This window comes from Anabaena sp. PCC 7108, from assembly GCF_000332135.1.
Classification (GTDB): domain Bacteria; phylum Cyanobacteriota; class Cyanobacteriia; order Cyanobacteriales; family Nostocaceae; genus Anabaena.
In genome coordinates this window covers 1855037-1873953 of record NZ_KB235896.1, presented here as the reverse complement: position 1 = coordinate 1873953, position 18917 = coordinate 1855037, and the positions used below count along the sequence as shown (strand labels likewise).

The following is an 18917-nucleotide window of genomic DNA, read 5'->3' as shown; positions in this document are numbered from 1 at the left end:
TATGATCATCCGGACAATTTGTTAAAAAGTATTGTATTTGACTGCAAAAAAATCAATTTGATACTTCGTCGATATATTCAACGAGTAGCCAGTTACCAGATGAGTTTGTTCGTCCCCAGATAGTGAGCTTTTCTTGAGGGGGAAGGGCTTGCAGTTGCTCATCAATATGGGATTTCAAGGTAACAATCTGCCAAATTTTCGGTGAAAATTCAGTTGAGTTGGTGATAGTAAATGTGTAGCGTTGTTGCTCTAGGCGATTAAAAATGCCTATGAAACAATCAAGATTCAAGTAATCATACGGATTAACCAATAAACGAGGACAATTACCACTAATGGGATATGCTTCTGGGTTGTCCAAATAATGAATTTGCCAGTCTAGCCAGTCTGGATGATTGGTTGATAAGTTAAACAGGGGAACAATTGCCGCAGGCGATTGCGCGGAGCGCAGTGCCGAAGGCAATCGCTCATCAGTTAATAAAGCTGCTTGCAGCGTTCTAACTGGCAAATCCCTGGGTTGACATTCTAACTCACAACATAGAGCAGCTGCCATACCCGCTGCTTGACCTATACTCATAACAACTGGTTGTAGTCTGGTTGCCCCATTAGCAATGTGGGACACAGAAATATTCTTTTCACAGACCAGCAAACCATCTGTAGTCACTGGAATTAGACAACGATAGGGAATAGTAAAGGGAGTTCCAGTCCAACGTCCCCCCCAGCGGATAGATTTAGGTTGCAGTGAGAACTTATCACCAGGATAATGGTGGTCGTTGGCGTAGTTACCAATAGCAACCGTATCATCAAATTTTGCTGCGACTCTACCCCCTGCTAATGGCAGAATATCCTGCTCACAGAGAGTAAATAGTCCTTCTAAGCGGCGACTTTCCCGATAGTAAGGATGCAGCGCAAAAGCTGGAGAGAAACTAGGAAAAACACCTTCTGCTAAACCGTAACGCCGACCAAGCTGAGTTTGGATAAAATGGGCAAAGTTTTGACTATGCCAGAAACATTCTTGGGCAAACTCACGTCTATCTGAGTCTGACTTTATCAACCGATTAGCTTTTTGGCCGTAGTCGTTGCCACAAATAGGCCAGTTAATCATAAACTGACCTCTTGGCAAGCGACCATAATTTAAAAATCTCTCTACTCCATAGTCGTCCCAAGCCCCTATAAATAAGGATGGATCATAATTAGGAGCAGGGGCAGTTTCTGGAGCGATACTTTCCCCAAAATCTTGCATTACAACCACCCAAGTGGGCGCTTGTATGGGATATTTTTCGGTAAGCGAGTTACAACTTTCTGGTGCGCTAGGTTCTCCCCATTGTGACTTTAGTTCCCAACCCCAACGATAAGGTACTTCACCTAAGGCTAATAAATCTCCTAATTCTGTACCATCAAGAATAATTTTGGCGTTGACAGTGAAGTCTGCAAAGCGTACACCTGTAATACAGTCTCCCTGACGCAACACTTCTAAGGGGACTTTGTCTGATATCCATTGTAGATTAGGTAATTCCTTTACCCAGTCAGCAAAGATTTCCGCACCTATACGCGGTTCATAACTGAAAAAACTCACCCAACTATTATCTAATCCTCCTGGTTGTCGTTGGCGTAATTCTTGTATAAATGCACCCCATAATCCTGTTTGAAATGCTTCTAATTCGTTACCATCTGGTACAGATACGCCCGCTGCGGTTAGCATTCCGCCTAACCAAGAAAATTCGCTCACAAGAATGGTTTTAGCGCCTCTTCGTGCCGCTTGGATAGCCGCCGCAGTTCCGCCGGTTCCTCCTCCGACAACTAGGACATCGGTTGTATAGGTTTGATTGAGCATAGATAATAGTTACTGTACTTTTTTGATGATGAGTGATTATAAATCGAGAAATCAGCTAAATATCAATAAATTAATTTATACTGAAATTGTTATGTGAGCATATTATCAAAATTGATCTAATGCAACCAGATAATTTACAAGTAGGTTTATTTGGATTAATTCATTCTAATAGAGACTTTTCTCAAAGAGAAAGTTGGGGTAAAAATCAATTTAATAATTCTTTTCCTGTGTCATTGGCTTGTTATATGCACGAAAAAGGACTTAAACTAAATTATTTAACCTTAGACAAGCAATTAAAAATTCAGCATCAAGAAATAGATACTTCTCAAATATTGGGTATTTGTCCTCTTTCTCCTAATTTGTTTTTTTCTTTTGAAAGCGACTATGTACCTTATAGAAAAATAGTAGTTGGTAAATTGCCAAGAGTTGATTTAGTGACCCATGATCTGAATAAAGATAATGCTTGTTTACGAAGTATAGAAATTAAATTAACGGCATTACCTGACAATTCCACTTATCGCTTACCAGATAATCAATATGGCTGTGAAATTGTGACCAGACCCGATACTATTGTCTATCTTGCTTTGAGTATTGCTCATGAATTTGAAAATTCAAGAGATAAATTACTAAGTTATCTACAACCTATATGTAGTCAGATTCAAGATTGGCATAGTATAAGTCATATATTGCCTTTTATTCCTCAAATTGTAGATTGTTTAGATAATTTAATAAGTGATAATATTGAAATGCAATCTCCATTAGTCATGCAACCAATATGGAAAACAGTAGGTAAAACTTCCAAACTTTATCAAAATTGCTTAGATATTTTTGTTTGGAGCAACTTCGGATTTACTCGGCTTTTCTTTGATATCACTAAAAGATTAGCTAAATCAGAAGAAAGCATACAAAGACCTATGCGTTCTGTAGTATGGTTAGCAAAGATGTTATATGAATTTGCTCTAATTGGGAAAATAAATCATAAATTAATTATTGATACATTAACCTATAATACGAAGAATGATAAAGCTTTTGCTTTAAGCGGTTCTAATACTAGACCTTATATGACTTGTGATAATTTGATTCAACCCCGAATTACCAAAGAAGAAATTAATAACATAATTTTAGGAGGAGGACAGAATTTTTTAAGCCCTGAAAGAAGATTTGATGCTATTATTTTAAGCAATCCAGAAATTTTTGATAATAGATTAAAAGACATTTGATAACTTTAATGAATATACAGATGGAATCCTCTTCCTTAAAAGTCATAGATGTATTTTCTGGTTGTGGTGGTTTATCGCTAGGATTTCAGAATGGTGGATTTAAAATTGTTGCTGCTTTTGACAACTGGAAACCTGCAATAAATGTTTACAAGCAAAACTTTGATCATCCAATTTGTGAATATGATTTGAGTCAGATAAATAATAATTATTCCCTATTTAAGCAATTCTTACCAGATGTGATTATTGGTGGTCCACCATGCCAAGATTTTTCTAGTGCAGGTAAGCGTAATGAGGATTTAGGTAGAGGAGATTTAAGTATTACATTTGCGGAAATAGTAGCGAATGTTTCTAGTCAATGGTTTGTCTTAGAAAATGTAGAATTGTTTAGAAAATCCAACAAATATCAAGAATTTCGGCAAATTCTTAAATCTGCTGGTTATGGTTTAACAGAAAAAGTATTAGATGCTAGTTTATGTGGTGTACCTCAAAAAAGAAAAAGATTTTTTTGTATAGGAGAAAAAGATGGTGAGGATGATAATTTAAAGACTTATCTAGAAACTAATTTATCTAGTAAACCTACAACTATTAGAGATTGTTTAGGAAATAGTTTAGGGATTGAATATTATTATCGACATCCTCGAAGTTATCAAAGAAGGGCTATTTTTAGTATTGATGAACCAAGTCCAACTATTAGAGGTGTGAATAGACCAATACCTAAAAATTATCAACAACATCCCGGAGATGTTGCAGAATTAACCCCAGATTTGCGTCCCCTAACTACTCGTGAAAGAAGTTATATTCAAACTTTTCCTGATGATTTTATTTTTGCAGGTTCAAAAACAGATTTAGAACAAATGATTGGTAATGCTGTACCTGTTAAATTAGCAGAATATGTTGCTAAATGTCTGCTGATGTATATTCAAGATAAAAATAAATACCAGATATTTGATGCTTCTGTTAACTGTTTAAATTATCAAAATCATTATGTAAAGCTTTAGCATTGCTAAACCTCAGATCGCATTATTTCGTTTATTGTGTTGATGTATAATCAAATGACTGATTAAACATAACAATAAAAGCAAATGCCAGAACAAACTATAAATTTTGACTCTAACCCACCAGTTGCTACCAATGAATACGACACGATGATTCAAATGGCTTTACCTGGTTATGAAGCAATGCACAATATGGCATTGTCTATTCTAAAAGCAAATATACCAGAAAAAGCTAATTTGTTGATTGTGGGTGCTGGTAGTGGGATGGAATTAGTCAAGTTTAGTAAAGGTAATTCACAGTGGCAAATGCTAGGTGTAGATCCATCGAGTAATATGCTATCTATTGCTCAAAATAAAATAGATGAATATGGATTATCTGAACAAATTAAATTGTTTGCAGGATATACCCAGGATTTAAATACTACTTCTTTATATGACGCAGCAACTTGTATTTTAGTAATGCATTTCCTACCTGATGATGGCAGTAAACTGGCTTTACTTAAAAATATTTCCCAACGTCTAAAATCATCAGCTACTTTCATTTTAGTAGACATATTTGGTGAAAAAGAAACTGATGAATTTGAGCGAATGATTTCTATTATTAAAGTTTATTGGAAGCAAATGGGAATGAACCCAGAAAAAAGAATACAAGGACTGGAAACAATCAAAAAAGGTGTTTTTACTATTTCAGAAATGAGAGTAGTGGAATTATTACAGCAAGCTGGTTTTGGCAATATCTTGAGATTTTATACAGGACTTTGGGTTGGTGGTTGGGTAGCAACTAAAACTTCTTAAATTACTATTTAGGTTTTTTTATACTTTGTGATACAGCACTTTCCAGTGTCATGAGGTACAAGAACCCCACCCCCAACCCCCTCCCCGCAAGCGATGGGGGCTATGATATACCTTATAACAAAAGAATCCGCTGTATACTCAAAGCGATTCATAGGTCGCGCTGAACGCTATCGCTCAAAATTACCCTAAAGTTGCTATGATGACTACTTATTTCCCATAGTAGTAGGGAATAGAAACCGGGAAATAACTAGTACTAATCATCAACTACCAATTACCTATTTATGCTTTATTCCGTTGTTTGGAAAAATAACTCTGTTTTACTAATCGACCAAACTCGTTTACCGAATGAGTATGCTGTGGTGGAAATTCATCGCAGCGAAGATATGGCCGAAGCCATTAGAACTATGATTGTTAGAGGTGCGCCGGCAATTGGTGTTGCTGCTGCTTATGGAATGTATTTGGGTGCGAGGGAAATTGAAACTAGCGATCGCACCGAATTTTTGCAACAATTAGAAAAAGTTGCTCAATTGTTGCGTTCTACCCGTCCCACAGCCGTAAACTTGTTTTGGGCAATTGGTAGAATGATGCAAACTGCTTATGAAACTCTAGGAACAATCGCAGAAATTCAACAAATTCTCCTAGAAACTGCCCAAACTATCAACGCTGAAGATATAAAAACCTGTCAAGCTATAGGTGATCATGGTTTAGCAGCTTTACCCAAAACCCCAGAAAAATTAACAATACTTACCCATTGTAACACCGGCGCTTTAGCAACAGCAGGTTATGGTACTGCATTGGGTGTTGTGCGTTCTGCGTGGAGAGAAGAACGGCTAACGCGAGTATTTGCAGATGAAACTCGTCCCCGTTTACAAGGTGCAAAACTGACAGCTTGGGAATGTGTGCAAGAAGGAATTCCGGTGACAGTGATTACTGATAGTATGGCTGCACATTGCATGAAACAGGGTTTGATTGATGCTGTAATTGTGGGTGCTGATAGAATTGCAGCGAATGGTGATACGGCCAATAAAATTGGAACTTACAGTTTAGCTATAGTATCTCAAAAACATAATATCCCGTTCTTTGTTGCCGCACCTCTTTCTACCATTGATTTTGTCTTAGCTGAAGGTAGTCAAATCCCTATTGAAGAACGTAATCCAGCGGAAATATATCAAATTGGTGATACTATTTTGACACCTTCAGGAGCAGATTTTTATAATCCTGCTTTTGATGTTACTCCTGCCGAATTAATTACAGCCATTATTACAGAAAATGGTGCTTTTGCCCCTGGGGAATTGATAAAAGCTCAGACTATTCATTAGTAAATATTCAATAATTGCTGGACGTTTTTTAGTCGTAGTCTGGTCAATTAAAGGAAATGATACTAAAACAATATCATTGAATTTGCAATTAAATTATCCATGAGGAAAATAAATGGAAGTTTTCTTGGCTAATATTAATCATCTTGACAATGTTGCAGTACTTTTTGATCAGTATCGTATTTTTTACAATCAAGCTTCAAATCTTGAAGCTGTCAAAGAGTTTCTTAAAGAACGTTTCCAGAATCATGAATCGGTAGTGTTTGCAGCTAATGACAATGGGAAATTAGTTGGATTTACTCAGCTTTATCCCAGCTTTTCTTCAGTATCGATGAAACGAGTATGGATATTGAACGATTTATATGTAGAAGAGTCCTATCGTCGGAGGGGAATTGCAAATTTATTGATGAGTGCTGCGGAAGAATATGCAAAAGAGAGTAAAGCCGTTCGAGTAATTTTATCTACTCAAATTTCTAACTTAACGGCACAAAAACTTTATGAAGCACGAGATTACATTAAGAATGAAGAGTTTTACTATTACACTTTGCCGTTGCAGTAGAAGCATAAAAATCTATGCTGGATGTCACATTATAGATAAAACAGAATTATCACATTCTTTCAAACCAGTAAATCTAGTATTTACAAACTGGTAAAAATTACTTATGAAAAAATTAATTCACACCATTTCCTTAATTCTTTCCTGCATTTCTCTTTTCAGTTGTACTAATTCACAACCTAATGCAAATACTAGAATTATAGAGACATCAACTAATACTACTGCACAATCACAACCGGAAACTTCTCCAAAAACAGAAACTCAAGCTGATACTTCAACTGCAACAAAATCTGTACCTCAAACTGTCAGCAGTACCACTCAGAAAAGTCAAATTCCACAAACAAAAGTACCCAAACAACCAGAAGTTGGCACAGTCAAAGAATTAGTAAATGGCGATTTATTATGTTATGTCACATTAGTAGATGAAAAAGGAATTGAATATAATGAAGGTGCAAGCTTTGAGATTTGTGCTGAAGAAGCAAAATTCTTCAATAAAAAAGTACGTGCTTCTTACCAAATAGAATCAGTTAGTGATTGTCAAAGTATTGAACCATGTGGTAAAACTCGCAAAGAATCTATCATTACTAACATGGAAGTTCTAGATGAGAAATCATCCACCAAAACCGAAGATAGTAAATCAAGTAAATCCAACACTATAAGTAATGGTGAGTGGACAATTACGATTGGAAATACTGACTCTTGGACAGGAGTTAATAATACAGGAAACTTGACTTATAAAGGATGTGACTCTCAAGGTAAATGTATTAATTTAACAGGTGGAAAAATCTCTTGTCGGGATGGTAAATGTGTTACAGGTTGGACAAATGGAGATTATCTTTACATTTTAGAACAACCCATTACAGAAGATGGAAATTCTCCTTCAACTCTAATTGTCAAAAAAGGTGATAGTGAGATTTTGAAAGCTACAGGATTGAAATAAATTTTTAGTTGTTAAATTGATATTAAATTGATTTTTTGTAGGTTGGGTTAAGCGACAGCGCAACAAAAGTTTTGATAATTTTATTTGATAATGTTGAGTTTCCTTACTTGAAGAAGACACGGAGACTCTCCAACCTACCTTTTTTGATTTTGAATTATTCTCAAGCAACGGGAAAAATTCTATTACCATTACTTGGATTAAATACAAATAACTGACTTAAATCTAATTGCAAATTTAGCCGTTCTCCTCGATGTAAACGCACATCTCCACCCACTTGCACATTTAGCCAACCAGAAGAACCAGATAAGCTTGTACGAATCAATGTTTCTCGTCCCAAAGGTTCTACCAGCTTCACTTCTGCAACCAAACCTCCCAACTCTTTCTCTCTGAATTCTCCGCACCTCTGCGGTTCGTTAATAGATTCATTAATATATTTGTTAATATATTTGTTAATATAAATATGTTCAGGACGAATCCCTAAATTACAAATTTCTTCTGGTTGTAAACTTAAGGCTGCTTTGATGTTTTTGGGAACTGCTAATAATTGACCGCTAACATCAAAATTATCACCTTTATAAATAGCTGGTAAAATATTCATGGGTGGATTACCCAAAAAAGTTGCTACCATCTCATTAGCAGGTAAAGCATAAATACTTTGAGGTTCACCAATTTGTTGAATTCGTCCACGATTTAGAACCACAATTTTATCAGCCAAAGTCATCGCTTCCACTTGATCATGAGTGACATAAATTGTCGTAATTCCCAATTCTTGATGTAACTGTTTTAATTCTGCTCTAGTATCATCTCGTAGTTGAGCATCTAAATTAGATAAAGGTTCATCGAGTAAAAATAATTGTGGTTGACGTGCGATCGCTCTCCCTAATGCTACTCGTTGTTGCTGTCCCCCAGAAAGTTGTTTAGGCTTCCTATCTAAAAGATATTCTAGAGACAGCGATCGCGCTACCTTCAACACCCGTTCTTGAATCGTTTTAGGGTCAATTTTTCGCATTTCTAACCCAAAACCGATATTCTGCGCTACTGTCATGTGGGGATAAAGAGCATAATTCTGAAATACCATCGCTACATCACGCGCTCTTGCTGGGATATCATTAACTAAGCGATCGCCTATAAACAGATTACCAGATGTAGCAGTTTCTAATCCGGCAATGATTCGCAAAATCGTAGATTTACCACATCCTGAAGGTCCAACAAACACCCAAAACTCACCATCAGGAATTTCAAAGCTAATATCCTCGATAGCAGTGACATTGTTAAATTTACACTTAATACTTTCTAGAACAACTTTTGCCATTATCAAATTAATTCGTTGTATTTGGCAGTTTTATATAATTATAAGGGAATAGTAACTATAAACTCTGCGCTGCTTCTAGATACTCTCATTGTACTCTTCTTATCTTTTAGGAGGTTAATGGCATTTTCAAAGCTCTAGTTGACAAGTTGGTTGCTATCTATTTTCGATCCTAGGTAATTTATCTCATAATTTATAGCGTTTCCCATTCTAATGAAGTACACACAAATTTATTCCCTGTTCCCTGTTAAGAGTTCCCTGTTCCCTAAAACTAAAAAACTTTGTACCTCACGAGCATGGGAACTGCTATATATCAATAATTGTGAAGATATTCTTCTAGAATAATTAAACTCATTGGTGTACTTTAGACTCACGGAATTTAAACAAATGAATTTTAGTCAAGTGTTGGCTGATAAAAATGATTTTATTTTAGATAAATGGGTAATAGCTGTTCGCAAAGATAAACAGATAGAAAGTGCTGACAATCTATCCTTCAGTGCAATTAAAAATCACATTCCATATATATTGAAAGCAATAGTAACAGTCCTTTCAACACATGAGAGCAATGATTTTAAGTCAATTGTCACTGCTAGTTGGGAACATGGAGTGATTAGAGCCGCACAAGGCTTTAATTCAGAAGAAATTGCTAGGGAATATCATCATTTAAGAACAATAATATGTGATGTAATACAAGAAGACTTGTTGCAGGGAACTCCTAAAGATATAATTCGGGCTTTTCGGTTGATTAACATTGTAATTGATGAAGCAATTGCTCGCTGTTTTCATAGTTATGTTGATGAACGATTAAGAGAATTAGATCATCTTTATAAGACTTTAATGTTGCACAATCAGGAACTAACTAGATTAGTTAATACTAATCGAGAAAATCTCTCTTTACTAACTCATGATTTAAAACAGCCTCTAGCTTCGATTATTGGTTACTCTGATTTATTTTTACGTCAATATCAAAAAACTGATGAAAAAGAAAATTCTCACAATATCGAATATATTGAACGAGTATTACGTAATGGCAGACAATTGCTACGTTTAATTAATGATTTATTAGAAGTATCGCGGTATGAGGCTGGCAAAATCAAACTTGAACTGACATCAACGGATGTCTGTGAAATCATTACTAATGTATGTGAAATGCTTGAGCCTTTAGCTGCTGAAAAGAAATTGGTACTTGTAGTTAATTGTGAGCAAAAAAATCAAAAAATAACCACAGATGCATTTCAATTACAACAAATTATCATAAATCTTGTTAGTAATGCAATTCGCTATACAGAGTCGGGAACTATTAATATTACTTGTCATATATCAGATAATCAGAAATGGGAGTTTACCGTTGAGGATACGGGTATTGGAATTACACCAGAAAACCAAAAGCATATTTTTGAACCCTATTTTCGTTGCACTAGTCAAAAGTCTCACTTACCTGATAGTAGTGGTTTAGGTTTAACAATAGTTTCGCATTTAGTAAAACTATTGCAAGGTGAAATTAAGCTAGTTTCTCAAGTAGGAGTTGGTTCTAGTTTTACTGTAATTTTGCCTTTGCAAATAGAAATGAAATAAAATTGATTTCGAGCAGAGACGCAAAAATGCTAAAAATAGTTTTGCGTCTTTGTGTGAAATCAATATTTTTCAATCGAATAAACCTCATTCTTTCAGTTTAGAGCTTTGCTGAATCGAGGTATGAAAGTCAGACAATTTTGGATTTTCGATTGATTCCCAGAAATCATTCCATTTCTCAAATTCTTCCTGTTTGCACCTCTGCGTGAAACAAATTCATAATTTGGCGTTGCATAATTGCGGGATGATTTGAGAATCCGCATCAATCAATATATAATCACCGCGTCTGGAGCGTCTGGAGTGTCCCCGCGTCAGCCTCAATCATCCCCTTATTCAGCAACACCCATAATTTCACTCAGCTACGCCCAATTTAGCGCATACCTCTTCAAATGTATCCAAGCATTGCAATCAATTTATACATTACCTGTGTCCCATCCAACTACCTACGTATTCCAAGCCGGATGGTTGAGAAGCGAAGACATCACCCGCACACCCCGCAGTTGATTAGAGAGGGGTAGATGACCTCTAGGGGCGCTTAAATCCCATGTAAACTCATGTGGGTAGCGTGTCCAGTTATTACCGCTTTTCCAGCCAATTTTCGTCCATAAGTTAATCCAGTTTTTACCCAACCCCAACCAAATTTCTCGTTGTACAGAAAAACCAAATTTACCTTCCGAGTGGACTACCCACAAATGATTAAGGGTTTGTAAGTCCTGAACTGGGAAATTATCTACATCAGTAAAATACAACCATTTTCTTTGTACAGCTGTGGGTCCTGCGACTTCACACATTTTTTGGATTGTCAGAAGGTCAGCCGCTTGGAACTCTTGACGGGTTAGTAGCTGTTGCAAAGAATTGTAACTGATCCCACAGTCTGATTTTAGAGGTACAATTCCTTCAGGAAAGTTAGTTTCTAGAAATTCTTTGGCTGTAGGTGCATCAGAGTTGTAGACTACTTGGTAGGCCTTACCATCAATCCAAGTTGCTGGGGTGTCACGACGTTTCAGTAAAAATTCCTGCAACACTTCCAATCCCTCATTACCCAAGTCAGCTAACTGTGGGATGATTTGTTGTTGGACTTTTTGGGACCCAGCGATTAGATTTTGGCGCAGGGAGTCGATGTTATTAGCAGTGCCTGATAAAATCATTGGGTCTGTCATGCCATTACTCGTGTTAGCGGTGAGCGTGAATAAACGAATCAGCTATTGGGCATTCTACAAAATGAAGCACAGATAGCGAAATGTAGTTTACTATTTTTGACCGTACAAAATAGCGATCGCTTAACTGAAACCTACACCTGAGCTACCAATACTGTATCAGTTAAAGCCGGGGATAATCTGCGCCTCAGGTATAAAGAGTAGGGGCGTATTGCAATACGCCTCTACTGGAAATTCTTCCATTTGGAGTGTGTGAATTATGTACGATAAGATTACCCCCCCGACAACCGGAGCAAAAATTACCTTCAAAAATGGTGAACCAGTTGTCCCTGAAAATCCTATTATCCCTTTTATTCAAGGTGATGGGACGGGTATAGATATTTGGCCAGCCACCGAAAAAGTGCTTGATGCTGCGGTAGCTAAGGCATACAAAGGCACAAGAAAAATTAGCTGGTTTAGGGTTTACGCTGGTGATGAAGCCTGTGATTTATACGGAACTTACCAGTATTTACCTCAGGATACATTAACAGCTATTGAAGAATATGGCGTTGCCATTAAAGGCCCCTTAACTACTCCGGTAGGTGGGGGAATTCGTTCTTTAAATGTGGCACTTAGACAAATTTTTGACCTTTATACTTGCGTGCGTCCTTGCCGTTATTACGCTGGTACACCATCTCCACACAAAACTCCAGAAAAACTGGATGTAATTATATATCGGGAAAATACGGAAGATATTTATTTGGGGATTGAGTGGAAGCAGGGAAGTGAAATTGGCGATCGCTTGATAAAATTTCTGAATGAGGAATTGATACCCGCTACTCCAGAACATGGTAAAAAGCAAATTCCTCTGGATGCGGGAATTGGCATCAAACCCATCAGCAAAACCGGTTCTCAGCGTCTTGTCCGTCGCGCTATCAAACACGCCTTGTTATTGCCCAAAAACAAGCAACAAGTGACCTTGGTGCATAAAGGCAATATCATGAAATACACCGAAGGCGCTTTTCGTGATTGGGGTTATGAATTAGCAACCAGCGAATTTCGGCAAGAGTGCGTTACAGAACGGGAATCTTGGATTTTGGGTAACAAGGAGAAAAACGCTAATCTCTCCTTAGAAGAAAACGCCCGCATGATCGATCCTGGTTTTGATTCCCTAACTCCAGAGAAGAAAGCGCAAATTGTCAAGGAAGTAGAAACAACTCTTAACACCATTTGGGAAACCCACGGAAACGGCAAATGGAAAGAGAAAATCATGGTCAATGACCGGATTGCTGATAGTATCTTCCAACAAATCCAAACTCGTCCAGATGAGTATTCGATTCTGGCGACAATGAACCTCAACGGTGATTATTTGTCTGATGCGGCTGCGGCTATCGTTGGCGGTTTAGGCATGGGACCAGGGGCAAATATTGGCGATTCCTGCGCTATTTTTGAAGCTACCCACGGTACAGCACCTAAACACGCTGGGTTAGACAAGATTAATCCCGGTTCTGTGATTCTTTCTGGTGTGATGATGCTGGAATTTATGGGTTGGCAAGAAGCCGCAGATTTGGTTAAAAAAGGATTAGGGGATGCGATCGCTAATTCTCAAGTCACCTATGACCTAGCGCGGTTAATGGAACCACCTGTAGAACCATTAAAGTGTTCTGAATTTGCTGACGCAATCATCAAACATTTCGGTTAATTTCGGTTAACTGTAGGGGCGGGGTTTCCCCGCCCTATACCCTATTTTCTAACCCCAATTTTCCCCTCCTGGTAATTGATAACAGTTTTGTATAATTACTGTTGGTAATTGTTTCGCTGAATGAGAATAGGTGAGGTGCAAGAATTTTAAAGCATTTGTAATTAATGCTGTTCTATCTATTAACTCAGATAATTGAAACTGACTATATTTACCATTCATGACTTCTAAACTAGCATCAGCAATGGCATCTTCAATTACCTCCTCTTCTATTAAATTTTCCCATTCATCTTGATTGACGTAATAGGATTTTTTATTTTCTTTGATATTGATTTTTTGAATTTCTCTAATAGAGTTACGAATAGAAGCAGCCCAAGAATTGGTTAATCGCTGTTCTATTTGATTTTTAATTAAATGAATTAGTAAAACTTTTAAAAAGGATTGAATTTGTCTGAGGTTAGCTTGTTTACTCATTCCCTCTAATTCATCGACAATTGCTAAAGCATCTTGATAACGTGCTTCCAAAATACTATTTCTGAGGTCGATTAATTCCTGTGTCATTTGTCTTAACCTCCATTTTCATAGAATGGTCGGGATTGATTTGCTACTTGTAAATTAAATTGCTATATTTATTATAGTGCTGAAACTCCATTTCTCAAGTAGTGGATAAAATCAATCATGATTGAGCAACTTTTGAAACTAAACTTAAACGCAGTTGATTTTACCGATGAACAGTTTTATCAACTATGTCAAAAAAACAGTGATTTAAAATTTGAACGCACAGCTACAGGAGAGTTAATTATTATGCCACCAGTGGGAGGGGAAAGCGGCAATAGAGAAGCTGATTTAATGATAGATTTAGGTATTTGGAATCGTCAAACAAAACTCGGTTACACTTTTAGTTCTTCCACTATATTTAAATTACCAAATGGCGGCGACCGTTCTCCAGATGCAGCTTGGATTAAAAAAGAACGTTGGGAAGCACTCACCCCTGAACAACAACGCAAATTTCCCCCCATTGCACCAGATTTTGTCATTGAATTAAGGTCAGCAACAGATGATTTAAAAACCCTGCGTCAGAAAATGCAAGAATATATGGATGCAGGGGTAAAAATGGGATGGTTAATAAATCCTCAACAGCAACAAGTAGAAATTTATAGTTTAGGAAAAGATGTGGAATTGCGAAATTTGCCTACAGAATTATTAGGTGAAGAGATATTACCAGGATTTAGTTTGAGTTTAGATTGTTATTAACTTTCTTGTGAATGAGTCCTTTTTAATGCAATAGTTTTTAATGCAATAGATAATTGTCGTAATCTTTCACTAACTTCTAAATTAGATTCTTGTGATTTTAAATTATTCGGTATTTCCGCTAATAAAAGTAGATTTCCTTGTAACCATTCATTCATTGCTACCCCTGTCCAAGTTCCTTCTTTTTGTCTAAAGCTATCAACTAAACCCTTGAGTTCTTGAATACAATATGACTCAAAACCAGCAGCATCAAAAATTGCATAACGCAAATATTCTACAAAAGCATTAATATCATTTTCCACATCAAAAACCACAGCTTGTTGTGGCAGTATAAATTCATTAGCAACATCTATTGATATTTTCGTTATAACTCCTGTTACTCCTAATACTTGTTGGCGAATTTCTGGGTTGTAAAGTAAATCTGCACCATATTTTATATATCTTTTGAGAACACTATAATCGGCTTTCCGCACTTCAAAATGTTATACATTAATACTTCAATAAATTTTACAAAAAATGTTGATATTATTCAGTATTTAAACGTATGAATTATAGCCCTTTGGCGATAGCGAAGCGCTGCTGCAAGCAGTTCGCTATTCAACGACCATTAACCCCAATTTTCGTAATCTTCATATATTACAAAACGAAGTGCGGAATGTGGGCTTGATACTGTGGAAGGGGTGTGAATCACAATCCCTTAATCAGCTTTTGCAGTTATGATCTAAAACAGTGAAAACTGTGTGCAAATCTACAAAAACTTAACTGCAAATAAGCTTATGAGTTTAAATCGTCGGCATTTCTTGGTTTTACTGGGTGCTAGTAGTGGTGCTTTTCTTTTAGATAACTATGCTTCAGCAGAAACATCACCCCCACAAACCCCAGCTATTCAACTACCCCCCTTACCCTATGCTTACGACGCACTAGAACCGCATATTGATGCTAAAACAATGCAGTTCCATCATGATAAACACCATGCAGCATATGTGAATAACTTAAATCAGGCATTAGATAAACACCCAAAACTGAAAAGCAAATCAGTTGAAGCACTGCTGCAAAATCTCGATAATGTACCCGCAGATATTAGAACTACAGTTAGAAATAATGGCGGTGGACACGTTAACCATTCCATGTTTTGGAGAATAATGAAACCGAATGGCGGTGGTGAACCCACAGGAGAAATAGCAACCGCAATTAAAGATAACTTTGGTAGTTTTACAGATTTCAAAAAACAGTTTAATGCAGCTGGTGCTGGTCGTTTTGGTAGTGGTTGGGTTTGGTTAGTTCGCAGCAAGAACGGTAAATTAGAAATTACAACTACCGCAAATCAAGATAGTCCTTTAAGCAAAGGCAAATATCCCATTTTTGGTAATGACGTTTGGGAACACGCCTATTATCTTAAATATCAAAACCGTCGTCCTGATTATTTAGAAGCTTGGTGGAATGTAGTCAACTGGGATGAAATTAATCAACGCTTTGCAGACGCAACTAAATTAGGATAATTCTTAATTGATTTTTTACCAATTTCCCATTACCAAACTTACAAAGGCTTTTGACTCGGTATCCCAACAGCACGGGGAAATTGAATTGGCGTGTTTACCACTTTTCGCAAATAAATACAATGACGAATGCTGTTAGTAAAAGGTGTGGTAAATTCTTCAATTAATTCAATTACTCCACCCAATTGATTAGCAGCATTTTTTAGACTTTGGCTTTCTTCTTGTGTCCAGGTTCCCCGATAAATTACAGCTAAACCACCCTGTTTTACTAAAGGTAGACTATATTCAGCACAGGCGGAAGCTGTACCCACAGCCCGAATTAAAGCTAAATCATACCTTTGGCGATGTTTATTTTCCTGACCAATTTCTTCTGCCCTTCCTACAATTGTTTTAGTATTAGTTAGAGAAAGATTACTTAATATCGAATCAATAAAATTAATTTTTTTACGCGTTGAATCTAACAAATTTATTTGACAATTGGGAAAAATTATAGAAATTGGTAAACCCGGAAAACCTGCACCTGTACCAATATCAATTACAGATATACCAGATGAAAGAGAAGAAATAAATTGCTGTTTTGGCGCAATACCTCGCAGAGAATCCCAAAGATGCTTTTCCCAAAATTCTTCAGGTTCAGTAATGCGAGTTAAATTAAGTTGCCGATTCCCTTCTACAATTAATTCATAAAGCTGTTGAAATTGTTTTTGTTGTTGGTCTGTTGGTTGCCAATTGAGAGTTTGCTGCCAGATTTCTGCCATTTCTGGTAAACTGGCTATAGGTAAAGATTCTAGAGTCATTATTACTGTTGTAATTGTTAATTTTTAATTTACTATTGGTTCTTTTTGTTTACTTGCCAATGTCGCTGGGTCAACTGCTTCTAGTACACCATGATTGAGTGTCCAGCACTTGTCAGCTATTGGCAACATATCCCCTGCGTCATGTGTTACAACTAACAGTGTCCAATCTTTTTTTAGTTTCGCTAATAAATTTACTAACTGGCGACGCATTGACCAATCTAAACCGGCTGTGGGTTCATCTAATAAGAGTAAATTCGGTTGGCGAATCAATTGCACTGCTAAAGCTAAACGCCTCTGCTGTCCACCGCTTAAAGCATGGGGAGAGGTAGAGAGTGATAAATGGTCTAATCCTACTTCGCTTAATGCCTGGTGAACTCGCTCTGAGCCTAACTCTGGATGCCCTAAACGCAATTCTTCTAAAATTGTACCACCGCAAAAGTGCCTTTCTGGAAACTGAAAGACTATCCCAGCTAATTGTTGTAACTGTTCGGCTATGAGTTGTTGTTCTCGCCAGAAAGCTGCGCCAGATGTGGGTTCAGCTAGTCCAGATAAAATCTCTAGTAAGGTGCTTTTACCAGAACCACTGGGACCAATAATTAGACCTAGTTGTTGGGGTGGTAAGTCTAAGTTGATTGATTTGAGAATGGCTGTTGGGCAAGCTGTGGGGTGATAGGTTAAATTTCTAAGATAGAGCATTTGTTAAGATTACCAAAAAGTTAGCAAACCACCAAGTCTGAAGGACTATGAGTCGCGGCTAGAAGAATACGGATTAAATGAACCGCGAAGGCGCGTTCGCGAAGCGTCCCGAAGGGATAGGACGCGAAGGAAGAAGGAAGAAGGAACCAGAAAAACTGACATCTTGTACTAAGTAACTTAGTGTTTAAGGGTGTCGAAAGTTTTGACGGTAATAACTTAAGTTGAGAATTGACTATTTTTTGCATTTTAAGTAATAGATAAGACAATTTTAACCGCAATTATTCTGAGGATTTTTATGTTGAAACAGTTTTTTATTCCTCAATTAATAACCTCGCTTCGATTTCCTGTACTTGCTAAAGTGACCTTTGTTACTGCTATTACCCTAAATCTGTGGGTAAATCCTTCTTTGGCTGGTGATCCGTTTCGGAGTAGTGAACCGCGTAAAATTGGCGATCGCACAGAAGCTGCTTTTAAGGCGATTTTTCAACAGGGAAATTATCCAGCAGCAGCCGATTTTCTGGACAAAGCCCTTTCTAGTGAACCTGATGAACCTCTAGCTTATGCGATGAAAGCATCTTTAGCTTATGGAAATCAAGATTGGACTAGTCTTAATAATTACAGTCGTCAAACTCTAGAAACTGGGCAGAAGTTGATTAGTAGTGACCCATTACGTGGTAATTTATACAGTGCTGTCGGGAATTTTTTGGAAGGTGCGGTAATTATCAGTCGTGAAGGAACTGTCAATGGTGCTTCACAAGCATTGAGTCGCTTACGCAAAGTCTATGAATATTTAGGTAATGCCGAAGCGATCGCTCCCAATGATCCAGAGTTAAACTTAATCCGAGGCTACATGGATTTATTGTTGGCGGTGAATTTACCTTTTACAAACCCAGATCAAGCAATTGAACGGCTAGAAAAAAATGCCGCCCCTGGGTATTTGGTAAATCGGGGTATTGCTTTAGCCTACCGGGATTTGAAACAATACCCTCAAGCTTTAGATTATGTCAATCGCGCCTTAAAAACAACTGCGGATAACCCAGAAATCTATTACCTCAAAGCCCAAATCCTCCAAGAACAGGGAAGAAATGAAAAAAGCCAGAATTTGATGAAGGAAGCGATCGCTAATTTTGATAAAGCCTTAACCAAAAAATCCCAACTCCCCGCTAGTCTAGTCAAACAAATTGAATACGAACGTAAACAAGCTACACAACGCTTGCGAAATTTATGATAATTCGTAATTCATAAGTAATTCATAATTAGCAATTACTCATTAAGTAACCATCATGAACTGCGTACACGAGAACACAT

Annotated in this window: 18 protein-coding genes; 11 read left to right on the top strand and 7 right to left on the bottom strand. The window is 37.1% G+C overall.

Going from position 1 to position 18917, the window contains the following annotated elements:
- Positions 1 to 52: 52 nt before the first annotated feature.
- Positions 53 to 1831 carry an FAD-dependent oxidoreductase gene (locus ANA7108_RS0109320; RefSeq protein ID WP_016950515.1) on the bottom strand — a complete coding sequence of 593 codons (1779 nt, stop codon included), beginning with the start codon at positions 1829 to 1831 and terminating at the stop codon, positions 53 to 55.
- A gap of 119 nt (positions 1832 to 1950) precedes the next feature.
- Here ANA7108_RS0109320 and ANA7108_RS0109315 point away from each other — a divergent pair, with 119 nt between their 5' ends.
- The 6 genes from ANA7108_RS0109315 (at position 1951) to ANA7108_RS0109290 (ending at position 7653) form a co-directional block, all read left to right on the top strand.
- Positions 1951 to 3051, top strand: a complete 1101-nt coding sequence (locus ANA7108_RS0109315) for a HindVP family restriction endonuclease (protein WP_016950514.1) — start codon at positions 1951 to 1953, stop codon at positions 3049 to 3051.
- A gap of 20 nt (positions 3052 to 3071) precedes the next feature.
- Entirely contained in the window at positions 3072 to 4049 is a 978-nt protein-coding gene (locus ANA7108_RS0109310; protein WP_016950513.1) for a DNA cytosine methyltransferase, read from the top strand.
- Between the two features lie 84 nt (positions 4050 to 4133).
- The gene (locus tag ANA7108_RS0109305) at positions 4134 to 4841 is read left to right on the top strand and encodes a class I SAM-dependent methyltransferase (RefSeq protein WP_016950512.1); all 708 of its coding nucleotides are present in this window, start codon (positions 4134 to 4136) and stop codon (positions 4839 to 4841) included.
- A 281-nt stretch (positions 4842 to 5122) separates the two neighbouring features.
- On the top strand, positions 5123 to 6160 hold the full coding sequence (gene mtnA, locus ANA7108_RS0109300; RefSeq protein ID WP_016950511.1) for an S-methyl-5-thioribose-1-phosphate isomerase: 1038 nt from the start codon (positions 5123 to 5125) through the stop codon (positions 6158 to 6160).
- Between the two features lie 112 nt (positions 6161 to 6272).
- Positions 6273 to 6716: a GNAT family N-acetyltransferase gene (locus ANA7108_RS0109295; protein ID WP_016950510.1), complete on the top strand. Its 444-nt coding sequence runs from the start codon at positions 6273 to 6275 to the stop codon at positions 6714 to 6716.
- A 103-nt stretch (positions 6717 to 6819) separates the two neighbouring features.
- Positions 6820 to 7653 carry a hypothetical protein gene (locus tag ANA7108_RS0109290; protein WP_016950509.1) on the top strand — a complete coding sequence of 278 codons (834 nt, stop codon included), beginning with the start codon at positions 6820 to 6822 and terminating at the stop codon, positions 7651 to 7653.
- Positions 7654 to 7813: 160 nt separating this feature from the next.
- On the opposite strand, the gene ANA7108_RS0109285 is transcribed toward ANA7108_RS0109290, so the two are convergent.
- Positions 7814 to 8965 (bottom strand): ABC transporter ATP-binding protein, encoded by a 1152-nt coding sequence (locus tag ANA7108_RS0109285; RefSeq protein ID WP_016950508.1) that lies wholly within the window; start codon positions 8963 to 8965, stop codon positions 7814 to 7816.
- A gap of 384 nt (positions 8966 to 9349) precedes the next feature.
- Here ANA7108_RS0109285 and ANA7108_RS0109280 point away from each other — a divergent pair, with 384 nt between their 5' ends.
- Positions 9350 to 10537 (top strand): sensor histidine kinase, encoded by a 1188-nt coding sequence (locus ANA7108_RS0109280; RefSeq protein WP_016950507.1) that lies wholly within the window; start codon positions 9350 to 9352, stop codon positions 10535 to 10537.
- 440 nt (positions 10538 to 10977) lie between these two features.
- Here the strand turns inward: ANA7108_RS0109280 and ANA7108_RS0109275 are convergent, their stop codons facing one another.
- Positions 10978 to 11694 carry a GUN4 domain-containing protein gene (locus ANA7108_RS0109275; protein WP_016950506.1) on the bottom strand — a complete coding sequence of 239 codons (717 nt, stop codon included), beginning with the start codon at positions 11692 to 11694 and terminating at the stop codon, positions 10978 to 10980.
- Between the two features lie 256 nt (positions 11695 to 11950).
- Here ANA7108_RS0109275 and ANA7108_RS0109270 point away from each other — a divergent pair, with 256 nt between their 5' ends.
- A complete protein-coding gene (locus tag ANA7108_RS0109270) occupies positions 11951 to 13372 on the top strand; it encodes an NADP-dependent isocitrate dehydrogenase (RefSeq protein ID WP_016950505.1) in 1422 nt (473 codons plus the stop codon).
- A gap of 48 nt (positions 13373 to 13420) precedes the next feature.
- Here ANA7108_RS0109270 and ANA7108_RS0109265 read toward each other — a convergent pair whose 3' ends face one another.
- Positions 13421 to 13930: a DUF29 family protein gene (locus ANA7108_RS0109265; RefSeq protein WP_016950504.1), complete on the bottom strand. Its 510-nt coding sequence runs from the start codon at positions 13928 to 13930 to the stop codon at positions 13421 to 13423.
- Between the two features lie 117 nt (positions 13931 to 14047).
- On the opposite strand from ANA7108_RS0109265, the gene ANA7108_RS0109260 reads away from it, so the two are divergent.
- Positions 14048 to 14623 carry a Uma2 family endonuclease gene (locus ANA7108_RS0109260; protein WP_016950503.1) on the top strand — a complete coding sequence of 192 codons (576 nt, stop codon included), beginning with the start codon at positions 14048 to 14050 and terminating at the stop codon, positions 14621 to 14623.
- Here ANA7108_RS0109260 and ANA7108_RS0109255 read toward each other — a convergent pair.
- Positions 14620 to 15093 (bottom strand): hypothetical protein, encoded by a 474-nt coding sequence (locus tag ANA7108_RS0109255; RefSeq protein WP_016950502.1) that lies wholly within the window; start codon positions 15091 to 15093, stop codon positions 14620 to 14622. The two genes, ANA7108_RS0109260 and ANA7108_RS0109255, sit on opposite strands and share 4 nt — an antisense overlap.
- A gap of 303 nt (positions 15094 to 15396) precedes the next feature.
- Between ANA7108_RS0109255 and ANA7108_RS0109250 the strand changes: the two genes are divergently transcribed.
- The gene (locus ANA7108_RS0109250) at positions 15397 to 16119 is read left to right on the top strand and encodes a superoxide dismutase (RefSeq protein WP_016950501.1); all 723 of its coding nucleotides are present in this window, start codon (positions 15397 to 15399) and stop codon (positions 16117 to 16119) included.
- A 38-nt stretch (positions 16120 to 16157) separates the two neighbouring features.
- On the opposite strand, the gene rsmG is transcribed toward ANA7108_RS0109250, so the two are convergent.
- Positions 16158 to 16913, bottom strand: coding sequence for a 16S rRNA (guanine(527)-N(7))-methyltransferase RsmG (gene rsmG / locus ANA7108_RS0109245; protein WP_016950500.1), 756 nt, complete (start codon positions 16911 to 16913; stop codon positions 16158 to 16160).
- A 24-nt stretch (positions 16914 to 16937) separates the two neighbouring features.
- Positions 16938 to 17609: an ABC transporter ATP-binding protein gene (locus ANA7108_RS0109240; protein WP_016950499.1), complete on the bottom strand. Its 672-nt coding sequence runs from the start codon at positions 17607 to 17609 to the stop codon at positions 16938 to 16940.
- A gap of 295 nt (positions 17610 to 17904) precedes the next feature.
- Here ANA7108_RS0109240 and ANA7108_RS0109235 point away from each other — a divergent pair, with 295 nt between their 5' ends.
- Positions 17905 to 18837: a Sll0314/Alr1548 family TPR repeat-containing protein gene (locus ANA7108_RS0109235; RefSeq protein ID WP_016950498.1), complete on the top strand. Its 933-nt coding sequence runs from the start codon at positions 17905 to 17907 to the stop codon at positions 18835 to 18837.
- Positions 18838 to 18917 lie beyond the last annotated feature (80 nt).

Bases quoted from the DNA above. Each gene is read 5' to 3' on its own strand.
- ANA7108_RS0109275 (WP_016950506.1), bottom strand. From the start codon at position 11,694: ATGACAGACCCAATGATTTTATCAGGCACTGCTAATAACATCGACTCC.
- ANA7108_RS0109320 (WP_016950515.1), bottom strand. From the start codon at position 1,831: ATGCTCAATCAAACCTATACAACCGATGTCCTAGTTGTCGGAGGAGGA.
- ANA7108_RS0109265 (WP_016950504.1), bottom strand. From the start codon at position 13,930: ATGACACAGGAATTAATCGACCTCAGAAATAGTATTTTGGAAGCACGT.
- ANA7108_RS0109305 (WP_016950512.1), top strand. From the start codon at position 4,134: ATGCCAGAACAAACTATAAATTTTGACTCTAACCCACCAGTTGCTACC.
- ANA7108_RS0109290 (WP_016950509.1), top strand. From the start codon at position 6,820: ATGAAAAAATTAATTCACACCATTTCCTTAATTCTTTCCTGCATTTCT.
- ANA7108_RS0109270 (WP_016950505.1), top strand. From the start codon at position 11,951: ATGTACGATAAGATTACCCCCCCGACAACCGGAGCAAAAATTACCTTC.
- ANA7108_RS0109280 (WP_016950507.1), top strand. From the start codon at position 9,350: ATGAATTTTAGTCAAGTGTTGGCTGATAAAAATGATTTTATTTTAGAT.
- ANA7108_RS0109295 (WP_016950510.1), top strand. From the start codon at position 6,273: ATGGAAGTTTTCTTGGCTAATATTAATCATCTTGACAATGTTGCAGTA.
- ANA7108_RS0109260 (WP_016950503.1), top strand. From the start codon at position 14,048: ATGATTGAGCAACTTTTGAAACTAAACTTAAACGCAGTTGATTTTACC.
- ANA7108_RS0109250 (WP_016950501.1), top strand. From the start codon at position 15,397: ATGAGTTTAAATCGTCGGCATTTCTTGGTTTTACTGGGTGCTAGTAGT.
- rsmG (WP_016950500.1), bottom strand. From the start codon at position 16,913: ATGACTCTAGAATCTTTACCTATAGCCAGTTTACCAGAAATGGCAGAA.
- ANA7108_RS0109240 (WP_016950499.1), bottom strand. From the start codon at position 17,609: ATGCTCTATCTTAGAAATTTAACCTATCACCCCACAGCTTGCCCAACA.
- mtnA (WP_016950511.1), top strand. From the start codon at position 5,123: ATGCTTTATTCCGTTGTTTGGAAAAATAACTCTGTTTTACTAATCGAC.
- ANA7108_RS0109285 (WP_016950508.1), bottom strand. From the start codon at position 8,965: ATGGCAAAAGTTGTTCTAGAAAGTATTAAGTGTAAATTTAACAATGTC.
- ANA7108_RS0109310 (WP_016950513.1), top strand. From the start codon at position 3,072: ATGGAATCCTCTTCCTTAAAAGTCATAGATGTATTTTCTGGTTGTGGT.
- ANA7108_RS0109315 (WP_016950514.1), top strand. From the start codon at position 1,951: ATGCAACCAGATAATTTACAAGTAGGTTTATTTGGATTAATTCATTCT.
- ANA7108_RS0109235 (WP_016950498.1), top strand. From the start codon at position 17,905: ATGTTGAAACAGTTTTTTATTCCTCAATTAATAACCTCGCTTCGATTT.